At 73.8% G+C, this 26724-nt stretch carries 27 protein-coding genes; 17 read left to right on the top strand and 10 right to left on the bottom strand.

What is annotated here, in order from left to right; translation table 11 throughout:
- Positions 1–216: 216 nt before the first annotated feature.
- The 4 genes from V2S66_RS01060 to V2S66_RS01045 all read right to left on the bottom strand — a co-directional run bounded on the left by V2S66_RS01060 (position 217) and on the right by V2S66_RS01045 (position 4454).
- Positions 217–1110, bottom strand: coding sequence for a glutathione S-transferase C-terminal domain-containing protein (locus V2S66_RS01060; RefSeq protein ID WP_330792366.1), 894 nt, complete (start codon positions 1108–1110; stop codon positions 217–219).
- A 442-nt stretch (positions 1111–1552) separates the two neighbouring features.
- A complete protein-coding gene (locus V2S66_RS01055) occupies positions 1553–2590 on the bottom strand; it encodes a transporter substrate-binding domain-containing protein (RefSeq protein ID WP_330792364.1) in 1038 nt (345 codons plus the stop codon).
- Between the two features lie 95 nt (positions 2591–2685).
- The gene (locus V2S66_RS01050) at positions 2686–3462 is read right to left on the bottom strand and encodes an amino acid ABC transporter ATP-binding protein (RefSeq protein WP_330792362.1); all 777 of its coding nucleotides are present in this window, start codon (positions 3460–3462) and stop codon (positions 2686–2688) included.
- Positions 3459–4454, bottom strand: a complete 996-nt coding sequence (locus V2S66_RS01045) for an amino acid ABC transporter permease (protein ID WP_330792360.1) — start codon at positions 4452–4454, stop codon at positions 3459–3461. Before V2S66_RS01045 ends, V2S66_RS01050 begins: the two co-directional genes overlap by 4 nt.
- A 487-nt stretch (positions 4455–4941) precedes the next feature.
- Between V2S66_RS01045 and V2S66_RS01040 the strand changes: the two genes are divergently transcribed.
- The 4 genes from V2S66_RS01040 (at position 4942) to V2S66_RS01025 (ending at position 8267) form a co-directional block, all read left to right on the top strand.
- Positions 4942–5076 carry a putative leader peptide gene (locus tag V2S66_RS01040; protein ID WP_330792358.1) on the top strand — a complete coding sequence of 45 codons (135 nt, stop codon included), beginning with the start codon at positions 4942–4944 and terminating at the stop codon, positions 5074–5076.
- Between the two features lie 319 nt (positions 5077–5395).
- Positions 5396–6313, top strand: coding sequence for an amino acid ABC transporter permease (locus V2S66_RS01035; protein ID WP_413966252.1), 918 nt, complete (start codon positions 5396–5398; stop codon positions 6311–6313).
- Entirely contained in the window at positions 6310–7092 is a 783-nt protein-coding gene (locus V2S66_RS01030; protein WP_330792353.1) for an amino acid ABC transporter ATP-binding protein, read from the top strand. The genes V2S66_RS01035 and V2S66_RS01030 overlap by 4 nt, the downstream gene beginning before the upstream one ends.
- Positions 7093–7271: 179 nt before the next feature.
- Positions 7272–8267: a transporter substrate-binding domain-containing protein gene (locus V2S66_RS01025; protein WP_330792351.1), complete on the top strand. Its 996-nt coding sequence runs from the start codon at positions 7272–7274 to the stop codon at positions 8265–8267.
- A gap of 109 nt (positions 8268–8376) precedes the next feature.
- On the opposite strand, the gene V2S66_RS01020 is transcribed toward V2S66_RS01025, so the two are convergent.
- Complete coding sequence (locus V2S66_RS01020; protein ID WP_330792349.1) at positions 8377–9891, bottom strand: arabinofuranosidase catalytic domain-containing protein; 1515 nt, start codon at positions 9889–9891, stop codon at positions 8377–8379.
- 672 nt (positions 9892–10563) lie between these two features.
- Between V2S66_RS01020 and V2S66_RS01015 the strand changes: the two genes are divergently transcribed.
- The 8 genes from V2S66_RS01015 (at position 10564) to metX (ending at position 20116) form a co-directional block, all read left to right on the top strand.
- Positions 10564–11595: a formylglycine-generating enzyme family protein gene (locus tag V2S66_RS01015; RefSeq protein ID WP_330792348.1), complete on the top strand. Its 1032-nt coding sequence runs from the start codon at positions 10564–10566 to the stop codon at positions 11593–11595.
- Positions 11596–11774: 179 nt separating this feature from the next.
- Complete coding sequence (locus V2S66_RS01010; protein ID WP_330792346.1) at positions 11775–12953, top strand: ROK family transcriptional regulator; 1179 nt, start codon at positions 11775–11777, stop codon at positions 12951–12953.
- Entirely contained in the window at positions 12950–13840 is an 891-nt protein-coding gene (locus tag V2S66_RS01005; protein WP_330792344.1) for an ABC transporter permease, read from the top strand. Before V2S66_RS01010 ends, V2S66_RS01005 begins: the two co-directional genes overlap by 4 nt.
- Positions 13837–14637 carry an ABC transporter ATP-binding protein gene (locus tag V2S66_RS01000; RefSeq protein WP_330792343.1) on the top strand — a complete coding sequence of 267 codons (801 nt, stop codon included), beginning with the start codon at positions 13837–13839 and terminating at the stop codon, positions 14635–14637. Before V2S66_RS01005 ends, V2S66_RS01000 begins: the two co-directional genes overlap by 4 nt.
- Positions 14638–14786: 149 nt before the next feature.
- The gene (locus V2S66_RS00995) at positions 14787–15788 is read left to right on the top strand and encodes an aliphatic sulfonate ABC transporter substrate-binding protein (RefSeq protein ID WP_330792341.1); all 1002 of its coding nucleotides are present in this window, start codon (positions 14787–14789) and stop codon (positions 15786–15788) included.
- Positions 15785–17245 carry a sulfatase-like hydrolase/transferase gene (locus tag V2S66_RS00990; RefSeq protein ID WP_330792339.1) on the top strand — a complete coding sequence of 487 codons (1461 nt, stop codon included), beginning with the start codon at positions 15785–15787 and terminating at the stop codon, positions 17243–17245. The genes V2S66_RS00995 and V2S66_RS00990 overlap by 4 nt, the downstream gene beginning before the upstream one ends.
- Positions 17246–17606: 361 nt before the next feature.
- The gene (locus V2S66_RS00985) at positions 17607–18968 is read left to right on the top strand and encodes a bifunctional o-acetylhomoserine/o-acetylserine sulfhydrylase (RefSeq protein WP_330792337.1); all 1362 of its coding nucleotides are present in this window, start codon (positions 17607–17609) and stop codon (positions 18966–18968) included.
- Positions 18965–20116 (top strand): homoserine O-acetyltransferase MetX, encoded by a 1152-nt coding sequence (metX, locus tag V2S66_RS00980; RefSeq protein ID WP_330792809.1) that lies wholly within the window; start codon positions 18965–18967, stop codon positions 20114–20116. Before V2S66_RS00985 ends, metX begins: the two co-directional genes overlap by 4 nt.
- 49 nt (positions 20117–20165) lie before the next feature.
- Here the strand turns inward: metX and V2S66_RS00975 are convergent, their stop codons facing one another.
- The 4 genes from V2S66_RS00975 to V2S66_RS00960 form a co-directional block, all read right to left on the bottom strand.
- A complete protein-coding gene (locus V2S66_RS00975) occupies positions 20166–20438 on the bottom strand; it encodes a GlsB/YeaQ/YmgE family stress response membrane protein (protein ID WP_330792335.1) in 273 nt (90 codons plus the stop codon).
- Positions 20439–20498: 60 nt separating this feature from the next.
- A complete protein-coding gene (locus V2S66_RS00970) occupies positions 20499–20687 on the bottom strand; it encodes a DUF4236 domain-containing protein (protein ID WP_330792333.1) in 189 nt (62 codons plus the stop codon).
- Between the two features lie 91 nt (positions 20688–20778).
- Positions 20779–21093, bottom strand: coding sequence for a YkvA family protein (locus V2S66_RS00965; RefSeq protein ID WP_330792331.1), 315 nt, complete (start codon positions 21091–21093; stop codon positions 20779–20781).
- A gap of 154 nt (positions 21094–21247) precedes the next feature.
- Positions 21248–22612, bottom strand: coding sequence for a hypothetical protein (locus V2S66_RS00960; protein WP_330792330.1), 1365 nt, complete (start codon positions 22610–22612; stop codon positions 21248–21250).
- A gap of 135 nt (positions 22613–22747) precedes the next feature.
- Between V2S66_RS00960 and V2S66_RS00955 the strand changes: the two genes are divergently transcribed.
- The 3 genes from V2S66_RS00955 (at position 22748) to V2S66_RS00945 (ending at position 25392) form a co-directional block, all read left to right on the top strand.
- Positions 22748–23029, top strand: a complete 282-nt coding sequence (locus V2S66_RS00955) for a hypothetical protein (RefSeq protein ID WP_330792329.1) — start codon at positions 22748–22750, stop codon at positions 23027–23029.
- 347 nt (positions 23030–23376) lie between these two features.
- Positions 23377–24519, top strand: a complete 1143-nt coding sequence (locus V2S66_RS00950) for a cytochrome P450 (RefSeq protein WP_330792327.1) — start codon at positions 23377–23379, stop codon at positions 24517–24519.
- Between the two features lie 207 nt (positions 24520–24726).
- Positions 24727–25392: a double zinc ribbon domain-containing protein gene (locus tag V2S66_RS00945; protein ID WP_330792325.1), complete on the top strand. Its 666-nt coding sequence runs from the start codon at positions 24727–24729 to the stop codon at positions 25390–25392.
- 73 nt (positions 25393–25465) lie between these two features.
- Here the strand turns inward: V2S66_RS00945 and V2S66_RS00940 are convergent, their stop codons facing one another.
- On the bottom strand, positions 25466–25648 hold the full coding sequence (locus tag V2S66_RS00940; protein ID WP_330792323.1) for a hypothetical protein: 183 nt from the start codon (positions 25646–25648) through the stop codon (positions 25466–25468).
- Here V2S66_RS00940 and V2S66_RS00935 point away from each other — a divergent pair.
- Positions 25643–25855: a hypothetical protein gene (locus V2S66_RS00935; protein ID WP_330792321.1), complete on the top strand. Its 213-nt coding sequence runs from the start codon at positions 25643–25645 to the stop codon at positions 25853–25855. The genes V2S66_RS00940 and V2S66_RS00935 overlap by 6 nt on opposite strands.
- A 132-nt stretch (positions 25856–25987) precedes the next feature.
- A complete protein-coding gene (locus tag V2S66_RS00930; protein WP_330792319.1) occupies positions 25988–26701 on the top strand; it encodes an SDR family NAD(P)-dependent oxidoreductase in 714 nt (237 codons plus the stop codon).
- Positions 26702–26724 lie beyond the last annotated feature (23 nt).

Raw genomic sequence — 26724 nt, 5'->3', positions numbered from 1 at the left:
GTGGTGTCCCGGCGCGGTGGTGCGTCGGGGGGCGGTGTGTCGGTGCGTCGGCGCGGTGATGTGTCGGAGTGCGGTGCGGCCGCCGCGTACGGGCGCGGTCATCACCGACCCCGCGCCCGTCCCACCACTCCACGCCATCCCGGCCGTCGGCGCACCCGGAGAAGATCCACACCGCCCGGCGGCGGCCGAGGTGCGCCGCCGGCGGGCGGTACGGTGTCAGCCCGGCTGGGCGGTGAACCGGTCGGGCAGCGCCTGCGCCCAGTCCAGGATGTGCATCGCGGCCCCCGCGGCCTCCAGGCCGTTGCACTGGGCGTGGTGCCTGCGGGCGATCGCGTGCAGGTCGAGGTGCGGTCCGAAGGCGGGGTGGGCGGCCAGCCGCCGCGCGTAGGCCCACAGCTGCGGATGGCCCGCGATCCGGTCGACCGCGGCCGCGTCGAGATGCCAGCGGTGCGCGGTGTCGAGGCGCACCAGCGTCACCCACAATTCGACGTCGGCGGCGGTGATCTCCTCGCCGAGCAGGTACGGGCGGCCGCCGAGCATGCCCTCCAGGCGGTCGAGCGCCGTGAACAGCACGTCGAGGTCGCCGTCGCGCGCGGGACCGCACGCGCCGGGCTGCCCGGCGCGCTGCGCCGCGTCGTTGACACCCTCCTCGCAGAGCCTGCCGACCGCCTCGATCTCGGCCTCGCGGCCGCACGGATGGAGCACCGCGCCGCCGTGGCCGAGCGCGGAGAAGTGCCGCGCCAGGTCGCGGACGATGTGCGGGGCGTGCGTGCTGACGATCCGGCCGGTCCACTCGTCGCCCAGGAGCGGCGCGACGGCTCCTCCGGCATAGCGGTGCGCGCTCGCCTCGTACCAGCGGCGCAGCGCGCTGTGGCCGCCGCCCGGCTCGTCCGGCACGGCCGGCAGCAGGACCACCGGCAGGACCTCGTCGAGGCCCAGCAGGCTGTGGGTCACGGCGATCCGCAGACAGGACGGACACGACAGGCAGAGATGGAGGGCGTAGCGGTGCGGTGCGGCGTAGTGCCCGCCGCGGGTGTGGGAGCTGATCCTTCCGCGGAAGGACGGTGGCGGCACGGAGGACGGCAGGGCTGACGGGGGTGTGCTGGACATGTGTCTCCCAGGTCCGGTGACCGGCGCACGGCCGGACGGCGGGTTGAGGGGCGCGCGGCGGGGGTGAGGAGGGCGCGCGGCGGCGTCGGCGCGTACCGGGGTGCAGCGCGCAGGGGGCGGTCGGCTCCGGGGTTCTAGCGCCCGGGAGCTGCCGCGCTGCAGACACGCAGCAGGTCGATGTGGCGGCGGGAGGTCAGCAGGACGGAGAGCCGGCGTGTGCGAAGCACACGTCCCTCGGCTGCGTCCTGACGTCCCATCATGTCCCGCCCGCTCACTGGGGGATGAACCTGCCTCCATGCAGTGTCGGGCGGCCCCCACCCCCCGTCAAGAAGGCGGGCCACCATTGCACCGGACGTCTCACATGGCAGACAGGCGGACCGGCGGGCAGACGGCCGGCCGGCGTCCGTGCCGCGAGGGCGGCGGGGCGCCGGCCGGGTCGGGGTCAGGAGTTGGTCAGCGGCAGCCCCGGCGGATCGACCAGCGAGGTCGGCACGGCTTCGTCGGACAGGTTCCAGGCCGCCAGCCACTTGGCGTACTGGCCGTTGGCGATCAGGTAGTTCAGGGCGTCGGCCAGCGGCTTCGCCAGGCCGCTGTCCTTCTTGGAGGTCGCCGCGATCAGGCCCTGCACGGTGGTGCCCGCGCCGGAGAAGGTGCCGGCGGTGCGGGTCGGTGCGGGCGTACTCGCGTCCTTCGCCGCGTGGTAGGCGACGTCGGGGTTGGGGGCGAAGTAGGCGTCGATCTTCCGGCCGGTCAACGCGAGGTAGGCGCCGTTGTTGTCGGGGAAGTACTTGACGGTGACGTCCTTGCCCTCCTTGCGCAGCTTGGACCGCCACTCCAGCAGGATCTTCTCCTGGTTGGTGCCGGCGCCCACCGCCACCGTCCTCCCCGCGAGGTTCTCGAAGTCGCCGGCGAAGTTCCAGGTGCTGCTCTTGAGCACCGCGAAGGCCAGGTTGTCCTCGCGGTAGGAGGCGAAGTCGTACTTCCTCTTGCGCTCCTCGGTGTCGGTGATGTTGGAGAAGCCCACGTCGGTGCGGCCGCTGTCGATACCGACGAAGAGGTTCTCCCAGGTCGAGTTCCGCAGCACCGGCTTCAGGCCGAGCACGGCCGCCACCAGGCGGCTGATGTCGGGCTCCGAGCCGGTGAGGGTCCGCTGGTCGTCGCCGACGAACGCCAGCGGCGCGGAGCCCGCGGGCAGGGCGCCGATGCCGACCACCAGCTGACCGCTCTTGAGGACGCGAGGTGGCAACTCGGCTCGGATCTTGGCCACTTCGGACACGGCGAGGTCGGTCTTGCGGGCGGCGCCGTTGGACAGGGCGCCGACGGTGACCGTGCCGGTTGCGGCGTTCCCGGCGGACACGGCGTCCGACGCGGAGGAGGCGCCGTCGCTGCCGCAGGCGGACAGGCCCGCGGCGAGGGCGGTGGCGGCGGTGGTCCCTGCGAGGGCTCTGACGACGGCGGTGCGCAGGCGGGTCGCGGGCATCGCGATGTCCTTTCTGACGTGGGCGTGCGGGCATGGCGGAGGAGGGCCGGGACCGCGAGGGTGCAGCCGGCCGGCCGTGGTGAGGCGGCGGCGCCTCACAGCACCCGGCTGAGGAACTCCTTCGTCCGGGGGTGCCGCGGGTGGTCGAGCACGACGGCGGGCGGGCCCTGCTCGACGATCCGGCCGCCGTCGAGGAAGACCACGTGGTCGGCGACCTCGCGGGCGAAGCCGATCTCGTGGGTGACGACGACGAGCGTCGTGCCGCCGGTGGCCAGGCCCTTGATGACCGAGAGCACCTCGCCGACCAGTTCGGGGTCGAGCGCCGAGGTCGGCTCGTCGAAGAGGACGATCCCCGGCCGCAGCGCCAGGGCGCGCGCGATGGCGACCCGCTGCTGCTGCCCGCCGGACAGCTGGCGCGGATACGCGCCCGCCCGGTCGGCCAGCCCCACCCGGTCCAGCAGGCCGCGCGCCTGCTCCTGCGCCTCCCGCCTGCCGAGCTGCCCGGTCGCCACCGGCGCGGCCGCCACGTTCTCCAGCACGGTCAGGTGCGGGAAGAGGTTGAAGTTCTGGAAGACGAAGCCGATACGGCTGCGCTGGCGGAGGATGGCCCGCTCGCCGAGCTCCTTGAGCCGGTCGCCGTGCCGGCGCACCCCGATCAGCTCGCCACCGAGGATGACGTGCCCGGCGTCCGGCCTCTCCAGATGGTTGATCACCCGCAGCAGCGTGGACTTGCCGGACCCGGACGGGCCGAGGATCACCGTGACCTGCCCCGGCGGAACGGTCAAGTCGACTCCGTCGAGTACCCGTTGGGCGCCGTACGCCTTGTGGACACCGCGCACCTCGAGTGCGGCGGGCGCGGCCTGAGCGGTCACAGCGCGGCCTCCTTCCCTGCCCTGGCCCGCAGTTCGCGCACGGCGGCCCCCAACCGTTGCAGCGGGGTGGGCGGCACGCTGCGCAGCGCACCGCGGGAGTAGTGCCGCTCCACGTAGAACTGCACGACGGACACGGCACTGGTGAGGATCACGTACCAGACGGTGGCGACCAGCAGCAGCGGCACGATGTCGCCCGGGTAGGTGCTGCCCATGCTCTGCACCGTGCCGAACAGGTCGAGCAGGGAGACGTAGAAGACCAGCGACGTGCTCTTGACCAGTCCGATCAGCTGGTTGACGTAGGCGGGGACGATGGCGCGCAGTGCCTGCGGGAAGACGATCCGGGTGAACTGGTAGCGCCTCGGTAGTCCGAGGGAGGCCGCCGCCTCGTGCTGGCCCTGGTCGACGGAGAGGATGCCGGCGCGCACCACCTCCGCGGCGTAGGCGGCCTCGTTGAGGCTCAGGCCGACCACGGCGACGGCGGTGTCGGTGGCCAGCCGCGACTCGTCGAAGTGGACGAAGGCCGGGCCGAACGGCACCCCGAGGCTCAACGACTGGTACAGCGCGCTGAAGTTGTACAGGAACAGCAGCACCACGATCAGCGGCACCGACCGGAAGAGCCATACGTACAGCCAGCTCACCACCCGCAGCACCGGGTTCCCCGACAGCCGCCCGAGCGCCAGCAGGATGCCGCCGGCAAGGCCCAGCAGGGCGCTGTAGACGGTCACTTGGAGCGTGATCAGCAGCCCGTCGGTGATCACGGGACGCATGAACCAGTAGGCGAACCGGTCCCACTGGTAGAACCGGTTGGCGGCCAGCCCGTGCACGATCTGGGCGAGCAGGACGAGCACGACCGCGGTGGCGACCCAGCGCCGCGGGTGGCGCAGCGGGATCACCCGCTGTGCGGCGGGTACGGCGTCGGTGGGCGGTGGCGGCTCCGCGGTGGGGGCCGGGGCGGTGCCCGCGGCGAGCGCGGGCAGGGAGTGCTCGGTCATCGGGACTCCATACGGACACGGCCGCTCCGGCCGCGCGGCGCACCGCGGCGGCAGGGAGCGCCAGCCCGAGGAGGCGGCGCGACGGCGCACGGCGGCCCGGGCTGGGCGGACGGGGAGAGGGGACGCCCGGCGGGGGCGTCAGGGCGGCGTCAGCTCAGCAGGAGCTGTGCTCGCACGGGCCCGTACACAGGGCGCTGCTGACCCGGAGCAGGTCGATGTGGCGGGCCAGGTACGCCGCGACGCGGCCGTGACGCCGCCATGCGGCCATCCCGGGACCTGCGTACATCGCCGTCACCGTCGCCATTCCGCCCCGCAGGGGGGCCTCACGCGCACCGAACCTCGGCCGGTCGGGTCGTCGCGCCGAACCGTAGAACCGCGCCGGGAACGCTGTCAATGCCGTCACTTGCCGGAGGGAAGTGATTGTGCTCGACCGCGCCACGGCGTTACCGTCATCGGCAGGCGCCAGCGACGAGACGAGGTGATCCGCGTGCGGGGACGACACTCCGGCAGCAGCGGTTCCCTGCGGTCGCCCGGTTTCGCCCGGCTCATGGTGGCCCGGCGCCACATCGACCTGCTGCGCGTCAACAGCGCGCTGTGTTCCGTGGGAGCGGCGGTCCGCTGACCGCCCTCCGCGCCGTGACGAGGCGCCGAGGCCCCGCGCAACCGCCGCCGTCCGGCAACGCCCCCATTCCCCGCGTGTCCCGCCGCCGTTGACCGACGGCGCGGCGGCGCGCCTCCATGGGACGGACCACACCGCCATGAGCAGCTCCGAAGCGTTCGCACGCGCATCCGCCGCACCTGCACCACCGCCCCCGACACCCCGAACACCGGGAACACCGGCGTCGGGAACACCCACGCCGGAGGCACCGGCACCGGCACCGCCGCGGCACACCGGGGGCCGGCCGGCGCCGCAGGACGAACGCCCCGGCGACCAGGAGCTGTTGGCCGCCCGGCTCGTCCCGCTGCGCCACCCCGGCCAGTGGGCCTCCGCGCTGGCCCTGCTGGTGCTCGTCGCCATGCTGGTCAACACGCTGGTGACCAACCGGCGTTTCCAGTGGGGCGTGGTCGGTCACTACTTCCTGAACGCGTCGATCGTCCACGGGCTGGAGTTGACACTCTGGCTCACCGCCGCGGTCATGGCCACCGGCTACCTCCTCGGGATCGGCGTCGCGGCCATGCGGTTGCGGCGCAATCCCGTCCTGCGCTCACTGAGCTTCGCCTTCGTCTGGCTCATCCGCTCGGTCCCACCACTGGTGCAGCTGCTCTTCTGGTACGAACTCGCCTCGCTCTACCCGCGGTTGTCCCTCGGCGTGCCGTTCGGCACCGAGTTCGTCTCGGTGCGGACGGCGCATCTGTTCAGCGGCGTCCTCGCCGCCTACGTGGGGCTCAGCCTGGACGTCGCCGCCTTCTCCTCGGAGATCGTCAGGGGCGGACTGCTGTCCGTCGACCGCGGCCAGACCGAGGCGGCCCAGGCGCTGGGCCTCGGGAACGCGCGGATCTTCCGCCGGATCGTGCTGCCGCAGGCGATGCCCTCCATCGTGCCGGCCTCGGGCAACCTGCTGATCGGCATGCTGAAGGCGACGTCGATCGTGAGCGTCATCGCGGTGCAGGACCTGCTCTACTCCTCGCAGCTCGTCTACAACCAGAACTTCCTGGTGATCCCGCTGCTGCTGGTGGCGACGCTCTGGTACGTCGTCCTCACCACCGTGCTGTCGGCCGGGCAGTTCTTCGTGGAGCGCCATTACGCCCGGGGGAGCGGCCGGCACGGGCCGTACGGCCCGCGGAGCTTCGGGAAGCTCTTCCGGGGCAACCTGCCGCTCTTCGGCCGGAGCCGCGACGCGCTGGGAGGTCTGTCGTGAGCGCCGCTGCCGCCGCCGAGTCGCCGCTGGTGCGGATCAGGGGACTGCGGAAGAGCTTCGGTGCGCACCAGGTGCTCGACGGCGTCGACCTGGACGTCCGCCGCGGCGAGGTCACCGTGCTGCTCGGCCCCTCCGGCTCGGGCAAGTCCACGCTGCTGCGCACCATCAACCACCTGGAGCGGCCGGACGCCGGCTTCGTCGAGGTGAGCGGTGACATCATCGGATACCGCTACCACGCGGGCCGGCTCCACGAGTTGGGGAACCGGTCGATCACCCGGCAGCGCGCCAGGATCGGCATGGTCTTCCAGCAGTTCAACCTCTTCCCGCACCTGACGGTGGTGGAGAACCTCGTCGAGGCCCCGGTCGCCGTGCGGGGCGTGCCGAGGCGGCAGGCCGCGGCCCGGGCCGGCGAACTGCTGGAGCGGGTCGGGCTGGCCGGGCGCGGAGACGCCTACCCGAAGCAGCTCTCCGGCGGCCAGCAGCAGCGCGTCGCGATCGCCCGCGCGCTCGCGATGGACCCCGACCTGCTGCTCTTCGACGAGCCCACCAGCGCCCTCGACCCCGAACTCGTCGGCGAGGTGCTCGCGGTGATCAAGGATTTGGCCGACAGCGGGATGACGATGATCGTCGTCACGCACGAGATCGGCTTCGCCCGCGAGGTCGCCGACACCGTGGTCTTCCTGGACGAGGGCCGGATCGTCGAGTCCGGCGCCCCCGCGGAGGTCCTGGCCCGGCCGCGCCACGAGCGGGCCCGCGCCTTCCTCGCCGCGGTCCTCTGACCCCCGACGCCCCCCTCCGCAACCTCTGCTGATGCCTCGTCAGCGTGATGTCGCGTCACCCTCCACCACTACGGCGGCCGACCTGCCGCCGGCCCTCTCGACGTCCATGCCTGCCGCCGGCCCCGGCATCCTGCTCCGCTCCCAGGTCCACTTCCACCTCCGCATCCGAAAGGCATCTCGTGACGACCCACGGACGCACCGCCCTCCGCATCCCCCGCACCGCTCTCGCGGTGACCGGCGCCGCCGCGGCACTCGCACTGCTCGCCGCCTGCGGCTCCGGCTCCGACGCCGGCGCCGCGCCGCCCGGCGGCGGACCCGCCGGCTCCCCCTCGTCCGCCGCGGGGGCGACGGGGATCGCCACCCAGGACGTCGTCTCGGCCATCGCGACCGATCCGGCGCTGAAGGCGGAGCTGCCGCCGCAGATCCGCAGCCGCGGCAGCCTGATCCTGGGCACCAGCCGGTCCGTCGGCACGTCCTTCCTGCCCCACACCGGGGTGGACCCGCAGGGCAGGACGGTGGGCCTGGACATCGACCTGCGCAACGCGGTCGCCAAGGTGCTCGGCGTCTCCTGGGACGTCCAGTACGGCACCTTCCCCACCATCATCCCCGGTGTGCAGAACGGCAAGTACGACGTCGGGCAGGCCAACTTCGGTGCCACCAGGGCCCGTGAGGAGGTCGTCGACTTCGCCACCTACCTCAACGACGGGCAGTCCTTCCTGGGCGCCGAGGACATCGCGCCGGACTCGGTGACCACCCTGACCGGCCTGTGCGGATTCAACGTCGCCACCAGTCCGGGCTCGACCTTCCAGCAGATCCTCACCGACGGCGCCGGCAAGTGCGCGGCGGCCGGCAAGAAGCCCTACAAAGTGCAGTACTTCGCGGACACGGCGCCGATCATCCTCGGCCTGGGCAACGGGAAGGTCGACATCGAGTTCGGTCCGACGCTGAGCCTGAAGTACGACGCCCTGCACGTGCCCCGCACCAAGTACCTCGGCCAGATCACCAGCACACCGGTCGGGTTCGTCACGGCGAAGGGCTCCCCGATCGCCAAGGCGCTCAGCGACGCCGTGAACCGGCTCATCGCCGACGGCGACTACGCGAGGATCTTCGCCAAGTGGGGCGTGCCCGGCACGGGCGTGACCTCGTCCGTCGTCAACCCGCCCACGACCTTCTGACGCCCTGACCCGCCGTGCCGCCGTGTCACCGTATCGCCGTGCGGCGTCCCGTCCCGCCGGCCGTGCGCCGCCAGTGCGCGCACGGCCGGGGGAGCGGCAGGGTGACGCGTCAGTGCAGGGTGAACTTCTGGGCGGCCGAGCCGTTGCAGTCCCAGATCCGGAGCCGGGTGCCGTTGGCGGTGGCGCCGCTCGGGCTGTCCAGGCAGCGCCCCGACTGCGGGTTGACCAGGGAGCCGTCCGCCTGCTGGGTCCACTTCTGGCCGCCGACGCCGTCGCAGTCCCACAACTGCACCTTGGTGCCCGCGGCCGTCGCGTTGCCCGCGATGTCCAGGCAGCGGCCGAGCGTGGTCAGCGAGCCGTCCGCGCCGTGCGTCCAGTGCTGGTCCACCGCCTGCGGCTGGCACTGCCAGAGCTGTACGGCCGCGTGGTCCCCGCCGGTGTCGTCGCCGTCCACGTCCACGCAGGCGCCGCCGGGGCCGGTGACCGTCGTCCCGGAACTGCCGTCGCTGCCGCCGGTGTACCCGGCGGCCACGATGTTCGCCTGCACCGCGGTGTCGGCGGCGTCGGTGGAGTAGCCGGCGGTCATCACACCCTCGTAGAACGATCCCGCTGAGGCGTTGCTGTTGTCCCCGCCGGTGCCCAGCACGATGGAGCCCTCCTGGTGCATCGGGGTGTAACCGCCGCTGGGCAGCGCGCCGTTCCACCAGGTGGACAGCGGGCCCGAGCGGGCGTTGCCGCCCTTCAGGGCGAAGGCGGTCTGCCCGTTGTTCTTCAGCAGCGCGGTCACGAACGGGCTCGCGTTGCCGAGGTTCGCCGGGTTGTTGCCGCTGCCCTGGTACAGGCCGTTCTCCAGGTCCGCCGCGACCCAGGGCCCGGCGCCCGTGCACGGCGGGTTGTGGCAGCGGGTGCCGAGGTAGACCGCGTCCATGTGGCCGTTGCCGGTGTCGGAGACGGTGTGCTCGGCGTTGCCGTAGTCGAAGCAGCAGCCGCCGTTCACATGGGCGCCGCTGGTCACCATGTACATCGACTCGGGCTGCCCGTTGACCGCGACGCCCGCGCCGTCGGTGTGGCGGTAGCCGGTGCCCGGCTGGATCAGGACGCCGTAGACCCGGTGTCCGGCGGCGACCAGCGGCAGCGCGGTGGCCAGTGCGCCGCGGTCCGCCGCACCCGCGGTGCCGGCCGGCTCGACGGTCAGGTCGTTGTGGCGCGGTGACTGGTCGTAGATCCGGTCGATGGTGCAACTGGTCGCCGCGCAGAAGGAGTCCTGCGCCGCGGCGTCCGCGTAGCCGCCGGCGGCGAGCACGCCGATGTCCTTGGCGGCGCCGTCGGAGGCGCGGACGACCCGGTAGAGCGGGCCCGCGTACCCGGCGTACAGCGCGCGGACCGTGCTGTTCGCGGCCACGCAGGGCGTGCCGGCCGCGGCGTAGATGTCGCACGGCTGCGACCCGGCGGCCTGGGAGGCGCCCGGCAGCGCGCCGAGGCATACGAGCACCAGCGCCAGGACCGTGCCGGCGGCGAGCAGCAGGCGGTGGCGGGCCTGCCCGAGCAGACCGGCCGATGCGGTGGGCGGGGCTGATGGGACTGCCGGGGTGGCAGAGGTGGCTGGGGAGCGCAGGGTGCGCATGGCGGAGTGCTCCTGACGGAGTCGCAGGGACGGTCCTCCTGGTGGGGGACCGGGGGAGCGGCGGGCATGCGGTGCCCCGGCGCGGACGACGGGGCCGGCAGAGGGCACGCCGGACGAAGCAGGCACGGCGGGGCAGGAGTTGCGGAGCCGTGCGGCGGCGCTGGGTGGGCGCCGGCATGGCGGTGTGAGGGGGGTGCGGTGGGCCGCGCCGTCGGCCCGGGTGCTGCCGGAGGGCACGGCGAGGCGCGGGCGCCGCGGTACGACCGGGTCCGCACGGCTGCCGGCGTGCGGACGCCCGGAGTGGGAGCGCCCGGCACGAGAAGGTACGCACGATGGCGCGGGTCGTCAACGCCCCCTCGCGAAGAGGGCTTTGGCGACTCCGCACGTCGGCCGGGCAGGAGCGGGTGGCGCGTGGCGGTACGGCCGCCGGTCGGCCGCCGGGCCCGCGTCGGGTGGCTGCCCCGGGTGGGCGCCCATCCTTGCCGAGGTCGCTGACCAGGTGTAATGCTGCACGCTCAGCGCCTGCGCCGGCCGGCCGGTCCGCTCCCCGCCGTACGCGGGGAGCGCGGCCGGCGGGGTCTCCCGCCCGCGGGCGTGCTGCGCGGCGCTCGCCGCAGGACGCCGGGTTGGTCCCGGTACGTCCGCAGGACAGGACGGTCGGAAGGAATCCCGATGGGTGAGACGGAGCCGCACTCGCACGCCTGCTGTGCCCCCGGGCGCGCCGAGCCAGCCGAAGTCGCCGAGGCCGCGGGGGACGGTGGCCGGCTGCTCTCGCTGGCCGTCGCGTCTCCCGGCGTCCGCGCGGCGAGCGTCCCGTCCACGGGCGCTCCGGCGGCGGGCGCGGGCGCAGACGCCGCCGTCCGGCTGGCCGGCGGCACGTTCCTCATGGGCACCGAGGACCCGGAGGGCTTCGCGGCGGACGGCGAGGGCCCGGTGCGCCCGGTGACCCTGCGCCCGTTCCTGATCGACGCGCACGCCGTCAGCAACGCCGCCTTCGCCGCCTTCGCCGCGGACACCGGGTACGTCACGGAGGCCGAACGCTTCGGCTGGTCCTACGTCTTCGCCCGGTTCCTGCCCGCCGCCCTGCGCCGCGGCGCAGGGCGTCCGGACGGGACGCCCTGGTGGTGCGGCGTGCAAGGCGCCTGCTGGCGGGAGCCGTTCGGGCCCGGCAGCACCCTGGAGGGCCTGGCGGACCACCCGGTGGTGCACGTGTCCTGGAGCGACGCGGCCGCGTACGCGCGGTGGGCCGGCGGACGGCTGCCCACCGAGGCCGAATGGGAGTTCGCCGCCCGCGGCGGCCTGGAGCAGGCGCGCTACCCGTGGGGCGACGAGCTGACACCCGGCGGCGAGCACCGGTGCAACATCTGGCAGGGCGCCTTCCCGGCACGCAACACCGCCGAGGACGGCTACGAGGGGACCGCGCCCGTCGACGCCTTCGCCCCGAACGGCTACGGCCTGCACAACATGGCCGGGAACGTCTGGGAATGGTGCGCCGACTGGTGGACCACCGGCCACTCCGCGGGGCGGCGCAGCAACCCGGCGGGGCCCGCGACCGGCACCGCGCGCGTCATGCGCGGCGGCTCCTACCTGTGCCACCGCTCGTACTGCAACCGCTACCGGGTCGCCGCCCGCACCTCGAACACGCCGGACTCCACCACCGGCAACCTCGGCTTCCGCTGCGTCTACGACAGCGGCGTTTCATGAACCCCGGTAACGTCCGTGCGAACCGGCCGATAAATCAACCCTGTTCGGGAGCGCCCCGACGGCAACCTCAATTGCCGCTCTGACCTGCGGAGTTGGCGCAGCGGTAGATCGCGGGGCGGTCCCGGATTCTTTTTTCCGGACCGTTGACGAAAAAATCCGCCGTTCCCCATCCTGGCGGCATGCAGCAACACGACGGCCCGCTGGCGCGACTGCGGCGCGGCCACGAGGATCTGGTGCTCGACCTGCTGCGCCGGGGCGGACCGCTGAGTCGGGCCGAACTCGGCGCGCAGTGCGGCCTGTCCAGGACCACGCTCTACGACATCGTCGGCGCGCTCGTCGCCAACGGCGCCGTCGTCGCGTCCGCCCCGGACGCGGCGCAGCGGCGGCGCGGCAGGCCGGTCGAGCGGCTGGCCCTCAACCCCGAGGCGGGGCAGGCCATCGGCATCGACCTGGCCCGCCGGGCGGTGCACGTGGCGGCGGTCAACGTGGCGCACGAGGTGGTCGGCACGGCGAGCCGGCCGCACGGCCCGGAGCTGGACCTGGCCGGGCGGATCGCGCTCGCCGAGGAGCTGGTCGGCGGCCTCGCCGGCGACTCGCTGCGGCTCGCGGCGCTGAGCGCGATCGGCGTCGGCGCGGTCGGCCCGGTGGCCTCGGCCCCCGGCACAGGCGGCGCCCCGGCGCTGATCAGCGCGTCGCTGTCGCGTCGCTTCGGGGTGCCCGTGCTGGTGGACAACAACACCCGGCTCGCCGCGCTCGCGGAGTCCGTGTGGGGCGCCGCGACCGACGCCCGGGACGTCCTCTACCTGCGGCTCTCGCACGGCGTCGGCGGCGGCCTCGTCGTCGACGGCGCGCTGCACCGCGGGGCGCACGGCCTGTCCGGCGAGTTCGGGCACATCAGCGTCGACCCCGGCGGCAGGCGCTGCGAGTGCGGCGGGACCGGCTGCCTGGAGACCGTCGCGTCGGTGGGCGCCGTCCTGGAGAGGTACCGGGCCGCCGGCGGCGCGGCGGCGGACATCGCCGACGTCACCTCGGCCGCCAGGGCGGGTGAACCCCGCGCCGCCGAGGCGGTGGCCGCCGTGGGCCACCACGTGGGAGCCGCCCTGGCTGCCGTGTGCAACGCGGTCGGTCCCGGCACCGTCGTGATCGGCGGCGAACTCGCCGCAGCGGGAGAGGCGTTGACCGGACCGGTGCGCGAGGCGCTGACGGCGGGACTGATGCCGGTCTCGCGCCCCCTGGTGGACCTGCGGCCCGCGGCGCTCGGCGAGGTCGGCGCCGCACTCGGCGGCATCGCGCTGGTGCTGCACAGGTCACCGCTGCTGTCCCGCTACCCGAACAGAGAGACCGGAGAAGAGGCATGAAGGCAGGGCAGCCGCCGGACATGGCGGCCGCGGCCGCGGAACCGCCGGCAGGTGAGGCGCCGCATCTGGCGCAGCGGGCCGGGGCCCGCCGCGCCGGGCGGCGGAGGGAAGCGCCGCGCGGCGACGCGACGCGCCGCCGCCGGCGGCCGCCGGCCCCGCTGCTCAACGTCCTGTCGCTGGCCGCGGGGCTCGCGGTGTGGGCGCTCGTGGCCGCCCACGGCGTCGGCGGCCTGCCCGGGCCCGCCGCGGTCGGCCGCCGGGCGGTGGACATGCTGCGCGACGGCACCCTGGAGGGCGACATGCTCGCGAGCGTGCGCCGGGTGCTCGCCGGCTTCGCGCTGGGCACCGCCCTCGCGGTGCTGCTCGGCCTGCTGATGGGCTGGTACCCGGTGGTGCGCGCGCTGTGCGAGCCGTACGTGCAGTTCTTCCGGACCATCCCGCCGCTGGCGCTGATCCCCCTCGCGGTGGTGCTGATGGGCATCGGCGAGACACCGAAGATCTTCGTGATCTTCCTGGCCGCGTTCCTGTCGAGCGTCGTGGCCACCCTGCAGGGGGTGGTGGGTGTCGACCGCACCCTGATCGACGCCGCCCGGGTGCTCGGCGCCCGCGACTCCACCGTCTTCCTGCGCGTGGTCATCCCGGCCGCCGCGCCGTTCATCCTGGTGGGCATGCGCATCGGGCTCGGCTCGGCGTGGGCGACGGTGGTCGCCGCCGAGCTGATCGCCGCCCAGGAGGGACTGGGCTTCCGCATGCAGCACGCGGAGACCTACTACGACCTCGACACCATCTTCGTGGGACTGGTGGCCATCGGAGTGCTCGGACTGGTCATGGACCGGCTGCTGCTCCTGGCGGAACGCCGGCTCACCCGCTGGCAGGAGCGCCGATGACCGCCCGCACGAGTCCCCCCAAGATCTCCTTCCGGGAGGTGACCCGCAGCTTCCCGGTCAAGGGCGGTACGTTCACCGCCGTCGACCGGGTCTCCCTCGACGTCGGCGAGCGGGAGTTCGTCACGATCGTGGGGCCCTCGGGCTGCGGCAAGAGCACCCTGCTGAACCTCGCCGCGGGGCTGGCCGAACCCACCTCGGGCGAGGTCGTGGTGGACGGCCGGCGGGTGACCGGGCCAGGCCCCGACCGCGGCATGATCTTCCAGCAGTACGCGCTCTTCCCGTGGCTCTCCGTCCGCCGCAACGTCGAGTTCGGGCTGCGGGTGGCCGGGGTGGGCGCAGCGGAGCGCAGGCGCCGCACCGACGAGGCCATCGACCTCGTCGGGCTCGGCGACTTCGCCGACGCGCTGCCCAAGACGCTCTCCGGCGGCATGAAGCAGCGCTGCGCCATCGCCCGCGCCTACGCCGTCGACCCCGACGTGCTGCTGATGGACGAGCCCTTCGGCGCCCTCGACTCGCTGACCCGGGTGCAGTTGCAGGACCAACTGCTGGACACCTGGCGGCAGCAGACCCGCACCGTCGTCTTCGTCACCCACGATGTCGAGGAGGCCGTGTACCTCGCCGGCCGGGTGGTCGTGATGGCTGCGCGGCCCGGCAGGGTGCACCAGGTCATCGACATCCCGCTGCCGTACCCCAGAACCGAGGAGACGCGGCTGTCGGCGGAGTTCGCCGCGCTGCGCAACCAGGTCTGGGGCGCCGTCCACCACCAGGAGGCACCCGCGGAGCCGCCCGCCCGCTGAACCCCTGCCCGCTGAACCCCCACCCGCTGCCCGCTCCCTCCGCTGCCGACTGCTGCCCGCTGCCCGCGTCTGCCGTTCCGCTGCCGCCCGCTGTCCCGTACGTCCTGTCTTGCGGGCCATGTCCCGCACGTCCCCGAAAGGAACGCCCCGTGTCCCTGACCCGTCGCGCCCTGCTGTCGTCTCTTTCCGCAACCGCCCTGTCGCTCACCGCTGTCGGATGCTCGTCCTCCAGCGGCTCGGGCGGCGCCACGAAGATCCGCTTCGGCTACATCGCCGACTTCAACGGCTCCAGCCTGCTGGCCATCGCCGACGACCAGGGCCTGTGGAAGAAGGCCGGACTCGCCCCGAGCATCAAGGTGTTCACCAACGGGCCGATCCAGATCCAGGCGCTCGGCGCCGGCGACCTGGACTTCGGCTACATCGGTCCCGGCGCGATGTGGCTGCCCGCCACCGGGAAGGCCAAGGTGATCGCCATCGACACGCTCACCGACGCCGACCGGGTCATCGCCCAACCCGGCATCACCTCCATCGAACAGCTCAGAGGCAGGAAGGTCGGGGTGCCGGAGGGCACATCGGGCGAGATGATCCTCAACCTCGCGCTGAAGAAGGCCGGACTGACCGAGTCCGACGTCAAGAAGGTCCCGATGGACCCGGCCACGCTGGTGGCCGCGTTCTCCTCGGGACAGATCGACGGCGCCGGCTTCTACTACCCGCTCATCGCGACCATCAAGAAGCGGGTGCCGAAGCTCGTCGAACTCGCCGCCGACCGGGACTTCCCCGACCATGCCTTCCCCACCGCCTTCGTCTCCGGCCCGAAGACCGACGCCGGTCTCACCGAGAAGGTCGTCGGGGTGCTCGCCGAGGCCAACGACTGGCGGGCCGCGCACAAGGACCAGGCGATCGCGCTCGCCGCGAAGATGCTCCAGGTCTCCACGGACCAGGCGGCGGCGGACGCCGCCAACGTCACGCTGCTCACCACCGCCGACCTGGTGGCGAAGACCCAGGACGGCACCGTCGACACCTGGCTGAACGGCCTGACCCAGTTCTTCGTCGGCACCGGCCAGGTGAAGAAGGCCCCGGCGCCGTCCACTTACTACGACGGCCAGGCGTTCATCAAGGCGGCCGGCAGCGCCAAGGCGGTCACCAGGTGAACGTGCTGTTCCTGATGACCGACCAGCACCGGGTCGACACCCTCGGCTGCTACGGCAACCCGCACGTGGCCACCCCGAACCTGGACCGGCTGGCGGCCACCGGCACCAGATTCGACCGCTTCTACACGCCCACCGCGATCTGCACCCCGGCGCGCGCCAGCCTGCTCACCGGCCAGGCGCCCTTCCGCCACCGGCTGCTGGCCAACCACGAGCGCAACGTCGGCTACCTGGAGGACCTCCGGGAGGACGTCTTCACCTTCCCGCAGGCACTGGCCGAGCGCGGCTACCGGCTCGGCCTGGTCGGCAAGTGGCACGGCGGCACGCGCCGCAACGCCGCCTCGTACGGCTTCGAGGGCCCCGACCTGGCCGGCTGGCACAACCCGGTCGACCACCCCGACTACCTGGCCTACCTCGACGAGCGCGGCCTGCCGCCGTACCGCATCAGCGACCCGGTGCGCGGGGTGAGCCCCAACGGCAACCCGGGGAACCTGCTCGCGGCACGGCTGCACCAGCCCGTCGAGGCGACGTTCGAGCACTACCTCGCCGACCGGGCGATCGAGCAGTTGGAGCGGTACGCGGCCGGGGACGGCCCCTTCTACCTCGCCACCCACTTCTTCGGCCCGCACCTGCCCTACCTGCTGCCCGACGCGTACTACGACGCCTACGACCCGGACCTGGTGGAGCTGCCGCCCTCGATCGCCGAGACCTTCGAGGGCAAGCCGCCGGTGCAGCGCAACTACAGCGCCCACTGGGCCTTCGACACGCTGCCGATCGAGACGACCCGCAAACTCATCGCCGTCTACTGGGGCTACGTGTCGCTGATCGACGAGCAGATCGGCCGCATCCTCACCCGGCTCGACGAACTCGGCCTGGGCGAGGACACCTCGGTGTTCTTCACCGCGGACCACGGCGAGTTCACCGGCGCCCACCGGCTGCACGACAAGGGCCCGGCGATGTACGAGGACATCTACCGGATCCCCGGCATCGTCCGGGTGCCGGGGCAACCGCCGCAGGTGCGCGAGGAGTTCGTCTCGCTCACCGACTGCACCGCCACCATCCTCGACCTCGCCGGCTGCGACACCGCCCCGGCCGTCGACAGCCGCAGCCTGCTGCCCCTGGTGCGCGGCGAGCGTCCGCCCTGGCCGCGGGAGATGCTCGCCGAGTTCCACGGCCACCACTTCCCGTACCCGCAGCGGATGATCCGCGACGACCGGTACAAGCTCGTCGTCAACCCCGAGTCGGTGAACGAGCTGTACGACCTGGCCGCCGACCCGCACGAACTGGTCAACCGCTACGCGCATCCCGAGATGCGTCCGGTCCGGGTCCGGCTGATCCGCCGGCTGTACGACCTGCTGCGCGAACGCGGCGACAACTTCTACCACTGGATGACACCCATGTACGAGATCGGGGACCTCGACCACGACCCGACGCAGAGCGCCTTCGAGACCACTCCCTGAACCCTGAACCGCGCCGCACCCGCCGACGCCGGCCCGGCCACCGCGGTCGCCGGGCCCGGGTGTGAACAGCGGATGGCGGCTGCGGCGATCCGATGGTGCGCGGGCACACGATGTGGTTGCCTCGCGGTATGACCCTGCTGGTGAGCCGCCGCCACGTGGACCACGGGCGCGCCACCACCACGGGGTGTCGCGCCGCACACTGACGCCGCGCTCAGGGCGCTGCACGTGCCCCGCCCACCGAGCCCCGCCCGCGCCGGCGACTCCGCCCGCTGACCATCCGTCAGCCGCACGCCGGCGCGCCGCTCCCGGGGCACACCCGGCCGCCCGCACCACCCGCACCCACCCGTTCCCAGGGAGAGACATGAGCCAGCCCATCGACGCGGTCACCGCAGGCCACACCCCCCACGACGGCTCCGAAGGCGACAGCGCCCGGGGATGGTCCTTCGAGACCCGGCAGATCCACGCCGGCGCGGTCCCCGACCCGGCGACCGGGGCGCGAGCCGTGCCGATCTACCAGACCACGTCCTTCGTCTTCCGCGACACCCAGCACGCCGCCGACCTGTTCGCGCTCGCCGAGCCCGGCAACATCTACACCCGCATCCACAACCCGACGCAGGACGTCTTCGAGCAGCGTGTCGCGGCGCTGGAAGGAGGTGTCGCCGCCGTCGCGCTCGCCTCCGGGCAGGCCGCCGAGACGCTGGCCATCCTCAACGTGGCGCGAGCCGGCGACCACATCGTCTCCAGCACCTCGCTCTACGGCGGCACGTACAACCTGCTCCGGCACACGCTGCCCCGGTTCGGCATCGAGGTGTCCTTCGTGGACGACCCGGACGACCCGGACGCGTGGCGTGCCGCGATCCGCCCGCAGACCAAGGCGCTGTTCGCCGAGACGCTGGGCAACCCCCGCGGCAACGTCCTGGACGTGCGCGCGGTGGCGGACGTCGCACACGCGGCCGGGGTGCCGCTGATCGTCGACAACACGGTGCCGACGCCCTACCTGCTGCGGCCGGCCGAGCACGGAGCCGACGTCGTCGTGCACTCGGCGACGAAGTTCCTCGGCGGCCACGGCACCACGATCGCCGGCGTGGTGGTCGACGCCGGCACCTTCGACTTCGGCGCCCACCCCGAGCGCTTCCCCGACTTCAACGAGCCCGACCCCAGCTACCACGGCCTGCGCTACTGGGAGGCGCTGGGCCCCGGGGCGTTCGCCGCGAAGCTGCGGGTCCAGCTGCTGCGCGACCTCGGCCCGGCCATCGCGCCGCACTCGGCGTTCCTGCTGCTGCAAGGCGTGGAGACGCTCAGCCTGCGCATCGAACGCCACTCGTCCAACGCGCTGGCCCTCGCCCAGTGGCTGGAGCAGCGCGACGAGGTCTCCGCGGTGCACTACCCGGGACTGCCGTCCAGCCGCTGGCACGAGGCCGCGCAGCGCTACCTGCCGGGTGGCGCGGGCGCGGTGCTCGCCTTCGAGCTGCGCGACGGCGTCGACGCCGGCAAGCGCTTCGTGGACGGAGTGGAACTCTTCAGCCACCTGGCCAACATCGGCGACGTCCGCAGCCTGATCATCCACCCGGCGTCCACCACCCACAGCCAGCTCGACGCCGACCAGCTCGCCGCCACCGGCACCGCGCCCGGCCTGGTCAGGCTGTCCGTGGGCCTCGAACACCTCGACGACCTCAGGGCGGACCTCGAGACCGGCTTCCGAGCGGCCAAGGGCGCGTCCTGAACACGCCCCAGGCCACCGTCGCCCCCCTCCCGCCGGCCTCGGGGGCCTGGCGGGAGGGGGACCCCGAGGGCCGCCGCCGCTGGCACCGCCGGGACACGCCGCTCACCCTGGAGGCCGGCGGCGAACTGCCCGGCGTGCGGCTCGCCTACGAGACCTGGGGGCGGCTCCGCCCGGACCGTTCGAACGCGGTGCTGGTGCTGCACGCGCTCACCGGCGACAGCCATGCCCGCGGCCCGGCAGGACCGGGCCATCCCACGCCCGGATGGTGGGACGGGCTGATCGGCCCGGGACGGGCGCTGGACACCGAGCGGTTCTTCGTCGTCGCACCCAACGTGCTGGGCGGCTGCCAGGGCAGTACCGGCCCTGCCTCACCCCGCCCGGACGGGCGGGCGTGGGGCGGCTCCTTTCCTTTTCTGACCCAGCGCGACCAGGTCGCGGCCGAGGCGGACCTGGCCGACGCCCTCGGCGTCGAGCGCTGGGCGCTCGTGGCCGGCGGGTCCATGGGCGGCATGCGCGCGCTGGAATGGGCCGTGGGCCGGCCCGCGCGGGTGGCGGCGCTGCTGCTGCTCGCCTGCCCGGCGGCGGCCACCGCGGAGCAGATCGCCTGGGCCGACATCCAGCTGCGCGCCGTCCGCTCCGATCCGCGGTGGCGCGGCGGCGACTACCACGGCGCCTCGCCAGGCGAGGGCCCGCACGCCGGGCTGGGACTGGCCCGAAGGCTCGCCCAGGTGACCTATCGCAGCGAGCAGGAACTCCAGACGAGGTTCGGCCGCACCGCCCAGGACCCGGAGGATCCCTGGCGGGGCGGCCGCTACCAGGTGCAGTCGTATCTGGACCACCACGCCGACAAGCTCGTCCGGCGCTTCGACGCCGGCGCGTACGTGGCGCTGACCGAGGCGATGAACAGCCACGACGTGGGGCGCGGCCGGGGCGGGGTGCGCGCCGCGCTGAGCCGGATCACCGCCCCCGCGCTGGTCGCCGCCATCGCCTCCGACCGGCTCTACCCGCCCGCGCAGCAGGCGGAGTTGGCGAGCGGGATACCGAACGCGGACCACCTGCGCACGATCGACTCCCCGTACGGTCACGACGGTTTCCTCATCGAGACCGGCCAGGTCGGCGCGCTGGTCCGAGAACTCACCCGCGGTTGAACGCGCGCCGGGCGGCGCGGGCCGTCGTGGCCCGCGCCGCCCGGCCGGATCATCGGCGCGCGCGGGAATCCCCGAACAGCAGCCGGTACGCGATCAGCAGCACCAGCGAGCCGCCGATCGCCGCCAGCCAGGTCTTGCCGTCGAAGAAGTCATGCGGCACAGGCTTGTCCAGCAGCTTCGCCGACAGCCAGCCGCCCAGGAACGCGCCGACGATGCCGATCAGCGTCGTCACGATCACGCCGCCGGGGTCGCGCCCCGGCAGGATGACCTTGGCTATGGCGCCGGCGAGAAGTCCCAGAACGATCCATCCGATGATGCCCATGTCCGCCACCTGCCCCCGAGTTGATGTAACACGCCAGTTCGATCAGTGGTGCCGGGGACGTCACCCGCGGCGGTCGCTGTGCCGGTATCCGAAGGGGCCCGGCAGATCCGCCGACGTGGTCCGTCGGCCGGTGGTCGACCAGGTCCGGTGGGCGCCCTTGCGGCCGACCGTGACGGACAGCGACTTGCGGTTCACGTTGATCCGCACACCGGGCAGTATGTGGAACGACTTGCGGAATGTCAGTGGCATGACGTGCCTCCCTGGGTTGTGAAGGGCCTTGTGCCCCCGCTGCGGCGTTTCACCGCTGTTTCGGGGAGAGTTGACGGGATGTGGGCCGCGATCACCGCAAGCTGCGCGGGCCCAGGTCGCCCGAGGCGGCCCGGGAGCGGGCGAGGGCGGCGTGCACCGACCGCAGCGCCAGCATCAGGAACCCCAGGTCGTCCAGGTAGACCGGATCGGGCAGCAGGTCGACCGGCCAGATCAGGTAGGCGATGGAACCCCAGAACATCGCCTTGGTGGACATCGGCATCCCGGTGGACTTCAGCATCCGCCGCGCCCGGACCAGCTTCAGCAGGACCCGTACCGCGATCACCGCGCTGACCAGTGCGAGCAGGGCGACGGCTGCCGCCAGCCAGTACAGCTCCGAACCGTGCACCGCGCACCTCGCTCCTCGTACCGCCCGGGAGCGTGTTCCTCCGGCGGCAGTCCTCGAACCCCTTTCCCGGCTTCTGCCCCCGAACGGCGGTTTCGCGCCGCCCCGATCCGGCCATCCGGCCGCCCCGGCCGCGGACGCGCGAGGGCGGGCGGGGTCAGTTCAGGGTGCTGCCGTCGGTCAGCGGGTGGCCGGCGCCGAGGAAGAAGACGCCGGGGAAGCCGGCCGTCTCGAAGCCGTGGCTGGGGTTGGCCCGCGCGGTGGTGCGGGTCAGGGTGAGCGTGCCGGTGCGGTCGTTGCTGACGTAGAACAGCGCGCCGCCGCCCTCGCGGGCGTCGTTGTGGGTGAGCAGTGAGCCGGAGATCCGCACGGTGTAGCGGTTGCCGTCGGTGTAGACCGCGCCGCCGCTGCCACCGCCCGGCGTGCCCCCGCGGGCCGGGTTGGCGCCGCTGCCGATCGCGGAGTTGTAGCCGAACAGCGAGTTGGTGATCACCCAGGACACCCCGATGCTGCTGAGCGCCCCGCCGTTGGAGCAGACGCCGCCCTGGCCGGGGGCCCCGCCGAAGGTGCTGCCGGTCACGTACACCGGCAGTCCGTGGTACTGGTCCAGGACGCGGATCGCGGCGCCGCCGAGGTCCGGCCCCGTCGCGTCGCAACGGTTGCGCACGAAGCGGGTGTTGACCGCCTTGAAGCGGCCGCCGCGGACGAACACCGCGCCGCCCCCGCCGCCGTCGGTCTTCTCGCCGGTGGCGTCGCCGTCCGCGAAGGTGAGGTTCTGCACGGTCAGTTCGGGGCTGCTCTGGTCCTGGCAGTGCGAGGTCGTCCAGCCCTGGGCCTGGTCGCAGGTGTCCATGTACAGGATGCGGCGCCGCCCGCCGCCGCTGAGGGTGACCAGCCCCCCGCCGTCGAGGACCACGCGCGCCGAGGCGTTGCGGACCTTCGCCGTCGCCGCCAGCACGATCACGACGGGCCGCGGGCCGCAGGAGAAGGTGATCACCCCGCCCGCCGCGACCGCCGCCACGACGGCGGCCGAGGTGCACCCGGCGGGCGAGCCGTGGCCCACGACCCGCGTCGGGTGCGAGGTGTCGGCGGCGCGGCCGGCGGCCGGCACCGGCTCGTGGCCCTGCGGATTGCCCGCGTGCAGCCGCGCCGGTGCGGGCGGCCGCGGTGTGGCGCTCGCACCGGCCGAAGGACGGCCGCTGTGCGCGCTGGGCGACGGGATCGCGACGGCGGTGCCGATGGCGGGACCGGCGCCGGCGGCCGGGACCCCGGAGGTCGTCACCGCCGGCGCCGAGGACCCGGGAGCCGCGGCGGGGCCGGACGATCCGCAGCCGGTCAGCGCCGTCAACACGGTCAGCGCGGCGGTACAGATCGCGGCGGTCGGCAGGAACGGGCGTAGGGAGAGCACCGGCAGATGGTAGCGGGCGGCCGGGCCGCCGGCAGCGGGACGGCGAGGAGTCCGGGCGCCGGCGCTGCCCTGGGCGCCGGGAGGCGAGCCGCTCAGCCGGTTGGTCTGGACCATATTTGGTCCAGACCATTGACTTGAGCGTCGTCTTCCGGCCAAGATCGGCGACGCCCGGGCCGCCTGCGAGCGGACGGGACCGCAATTCCCTTGAAGCGCCCCGTACATGACGTACCGAAAGGACGTGCAAGAGATATGCGCACCACGATCAAGGCCGCCGTCACCGTCAGCGCCGCCGGGGCCCTCGCCCTCGGCCTGTCCGGCGTGGCCAACGCCGCGGACGGCCCGGCGAACCTCACCGGCAAGGGCTGCCCCTCCAGCTACACCAACTCCGCCTCCTACGGCAGCTACAAGCAGACCCTGACCCGGACCTTCATCGCCGGCAACGGCTTCAAGTACGGCGACTACAACGTCACCTTCATCAACCCGGCGACCGGCCCGCAGCCCGCCGGCACCAAGGAGTACCGCTGCTACTGACCCGGCGGTGCGCGTCCGCGCCCGCGACCCGGGTGCGCCGCGCAGGATGAGGGACGCCCGCACGGCCCGTCGCGGGCCGGGCACGACGCCGGGAGCCGGTACGCGGAGCGCGCGTGCCGGCTCCCCGCGCCGGCGACGCGCACGCCGTACGCGACCCTCCTCGCCCGCCTCCTGCGGGTCTCGATGCTGACGTGGCGTCAGGGAGCGCTCGGCGTGGGGCGACGGCCGCCCGCGTACCGCCACCTCCGCCCTCGCCAGGGAGCGACGCCGGCTGAGCCCCCCGCCTCACCGGGGGAGCCGCGGACCCGCCCCGCCGTCGCGCGCCGGGACCGCCTAGGCTCGACGGCGTGATCACCCTCGCCGAGCTGGCCGAAGACCCCCACCCGCACCTGGCGCGCCTGCGCGCGCAGGCACCGGTGGCGTGGGTGCCCGCGCTCGGCGGGTGGATGGTGACGGGACGCGCGCTCGCGGTCGAGGTGATGCGGGACGCCGCCGCGTTCACCGTGGACGATCCGCGGTTCACCACCGCCCGGGTGGTCGGGGTGAGCATGCTCTCGCTGGACGGCCCGGAGCACGTACGGCACCGTGAGCCGTTCGTCGAGCCCTTCCGGCCGCGGGTGGTGCACGCGGCGCTCGGCGACGCGGTCCGGCGCGAGGCCGACCGGCTGATCGACGGGCTGCTGCCGCGGGGCGCGGCGGAGCTGCGCCGGGACTTCGCCGGCCCGCTCGCGACGGCCGTGATGGCCGAGGTGCTGGGGCTGGAAGACGTCCCCGTGGCGACCGTGCTGGCCTGGTACGACGCCATCGTCCGGGCGGTCGACCGGCTCAGCCACGGCGAGGAGGCGGGCGCGGGCGGCCCGGCCGCGTACGAGGCGCTGCGGGCGGCCGTGGCCGGCACGCTCGACGCCCGCGCGGCCGGCTCGCTGCTGGCCCGCGCCGCCGCCGACGGCCGGCTCGCGGTGCCGGAGCTGGCCTCGAACGCCGCCGTCCTGCTCTTCGGCGGCATCGAGACCACGGAGGCGATGATCGCCAACGCCCTGCTGCACCTCCTCGGGACACCGGGGGCGGTCGCCCAGGTCCTCGCCGACCCCGCCGTGCTGGACAATGCGATCGAGGAGTCGCTGCGCATGGAGCCGGGCGCCGCCGTGGTCGACCGGTACGCCACCCGGGACGTCGAGCTGGCCGGCGCACGGGTCCGCGCGGGCGACCTGGTCACGGTCTCGCTGGCCGGCGCCAACCGCGACCCGGTGGTCTTCCCCGACCCGGACCGCTTCGACATCCACCGCCCCAACACCCGCCTGCAGTTGGCGTTCGCCCACGGGCCGCACTACTGCGTCGGCGCCCATCTGGCCCGGCTGGAGGCGCGCACCGCGCTGCGCGCCTGCTTCGAGCGGCTCCCCGGCCTGCGCCTCGACGAGAGCCGGCCGAGCGCCCCGCGCGGCCTGATCTTCCGCAAACCGCCCACCCTCGCGGTCCGTTGGGACCGGTGAGCGCCTCGGCGGCGCCCGGCTGCCGACCGGGCGGCGGCCCGGAACCCGGAGCGGGCCGTCCCGGCCCGCGGGGGCGCGGACGTGTGCGAAAGTATGCTCGGCCTGCGCCGCCGTGACCGGTGGGCAGAACCGGAAGGCGGCGCACCGCGTCCCTTGCCGGTGGGACCAGAGGCCGGCGGGGGCCGGCCGGCGAGCGCTCGGGGAGGCGTGGCGTTGACCGCGGAGATCTACTTCAGCAACAACTACCGTGATCTGTGCGAGGAGCACGGCACAGGCGCGGGATTCCAGTTCGAGTTCCACTGCAACCGGTGCCAGGACACCTGGCGTTCGCCCTTCGAGGCGTACGCCGGGGGCAGGATGGCCAGTTGGGTCGGCAAGGGCGTGAACGCGGCCTGGGGCATGCTCGGCCGCACCGGCAGCGGCGTGTCCAGCGCGGCCGACGGCCTGGCCGGCGCCGGGTACGGCAGCGCGCGCGACTCGGCGTTCCAGCGGGCGATCAACACCGCGCAGGGGCACTTCAACCGCTGCCCGCGGTGCACCCACTACGTCTGCAACCGCTGCTGGAACGCGGGCCAGGGCATCTGCCTGAGCTGCGCGCCCGACACCGCGGCCGAGGCCGTCGCGGCGCGTCAGCGGGGCCTGAACGACATGGTCTCCGAACGCGCCTACAGTGCGGGACAGGGGGCCGCAGCGCAGTTCGACGCCGCCGCGCAGCGGCAGTTGGTCTGCCCGCAGTGCAGCGGCGAGACCCACGGCTCGGCCTTCTGCCCGCACTGCGGGTACCGGCTGGCCCAGCAGGACAGCTGCGGCTCCTGCAGCGCCCGACTGCCCGCGGGCGCCGCCTTCTGCCCGGAGTGCGGCACGCGCCGCTGACCGGCGGCGAGCGTGGGGGCGGTGCGGCGGTGCGTGCGCCGCGCCGTTCCCGCTCTCACAGGCCGCCCCGCTCTCACCCGCCGCGCCGCGCCGCCGTCCGGTCGCCCGACCCGTAGCGGCCGGCCGGCAGTTCGTCGCCGACGGTGACCCGGGTGGCCGAGGACGACCGGGCCGTCCTCACCGCGCCCGGCACCCTCGCGGCCACCATGCCGGACGACTGCCCGAGGCGCTGCTCGCCGACTGCCGGCACGTGCACGCGGCCTCGTACTTCCTGATGGCCGCGCTTGCCGCCGCGCATCCCCGGCTGTTCGCCGCGGCGCGCGCCCACGGCGCGACCGCCTCGCCGGACACCAACGACGACCCGCCGGGGGAGGGGGACCCGGCCGGCGCCGCCTCCGCCTGCCGTTCACCGACGTCCCGCTGCCCGATGCCCGCGCGCACGCCGACCGCAGGGCCGCCCTGAACGGCGGCCACCTCGTCATCAGCATCGTCCAGGTCGGGATGCGCGAGTCCACCCGCACCGGCACGGTCGTCGCCCTCCCTTCACACCGGCGGTGCGCGCGCCGACCGGAGCGCGGGAAGAGAAGATCCGTCCATGGACCCCACACAGAGAGTCGCCCTCGTCACCGGAGCGTCCCGAGGCATCGGCGCGGCGGTCGCCGCCGCCTACCGCGACCTGGGCTACGCGGTCCTCGCGACCGCCCGCCGCATCGAAGCGTCCGGCGACCCCGACGTGCTGACCGTGCCGGGCGACGTCGCCGAGCCCGGCGTGGGAGCGCGGCTGGTCGAGGCGGCCATGAACCGCTTCGGCCGGATCGACACCCTGGTCAACGGCGCGGGCGTCTTCGTCGCCAAGCCGTTCACCGAGTACACCGACGAGGACTTCGCGTCGGTGGTCGGGGTGAACCTGCGCGGTTTCTTCGAGGTCTCCCGCAGCGCGATCGCCGCCATGCTCACCCGCGAGGGCGGCGGGCACGTGGTGAACATCTCCACCAGTCTCGTCGGCAACGCGGACGCGCGGGTCACCGGGGCGATGGCGTCGCTCACCAAGGGCGGGCTCGACGCGGTCACCAGGTCGCTGGCGATCGAGTACGCCACCCGCGGCATCCGGGTGAACACCGTCGCCCTCGGCGTCATCCGGACCTCGATGCACCCGACCGACCCCGGCGGGGCCAACGCCGCACTGCACCCGGTGAACCGGATGGGCGAGGTCGAGGACGTCGTCCGGGCGATCCTCTACCTGGAGCAGGCGCCGTTCGTCACCGGCGAGATCGCGCACGTCGACGGCGGCCAGAGCGCCGGTCACTGACGCCTCCCCGCCGGCCCCCCACC

It is taken from the genome of Actinacidiphila polyblastidii (genome assembly GCF_036353415.1).
GTDB lineage: Bacteria > Actinomycetota > Actinomycetes > Streptomycetales > Streptomycetaceae > Actinacidiphila > Actinacidiphila polyblastidii.
Note: the sequence above shows the minus strand (reverse complement) of the source record. Positions and strands in the feature narration are given on the sequence as shown.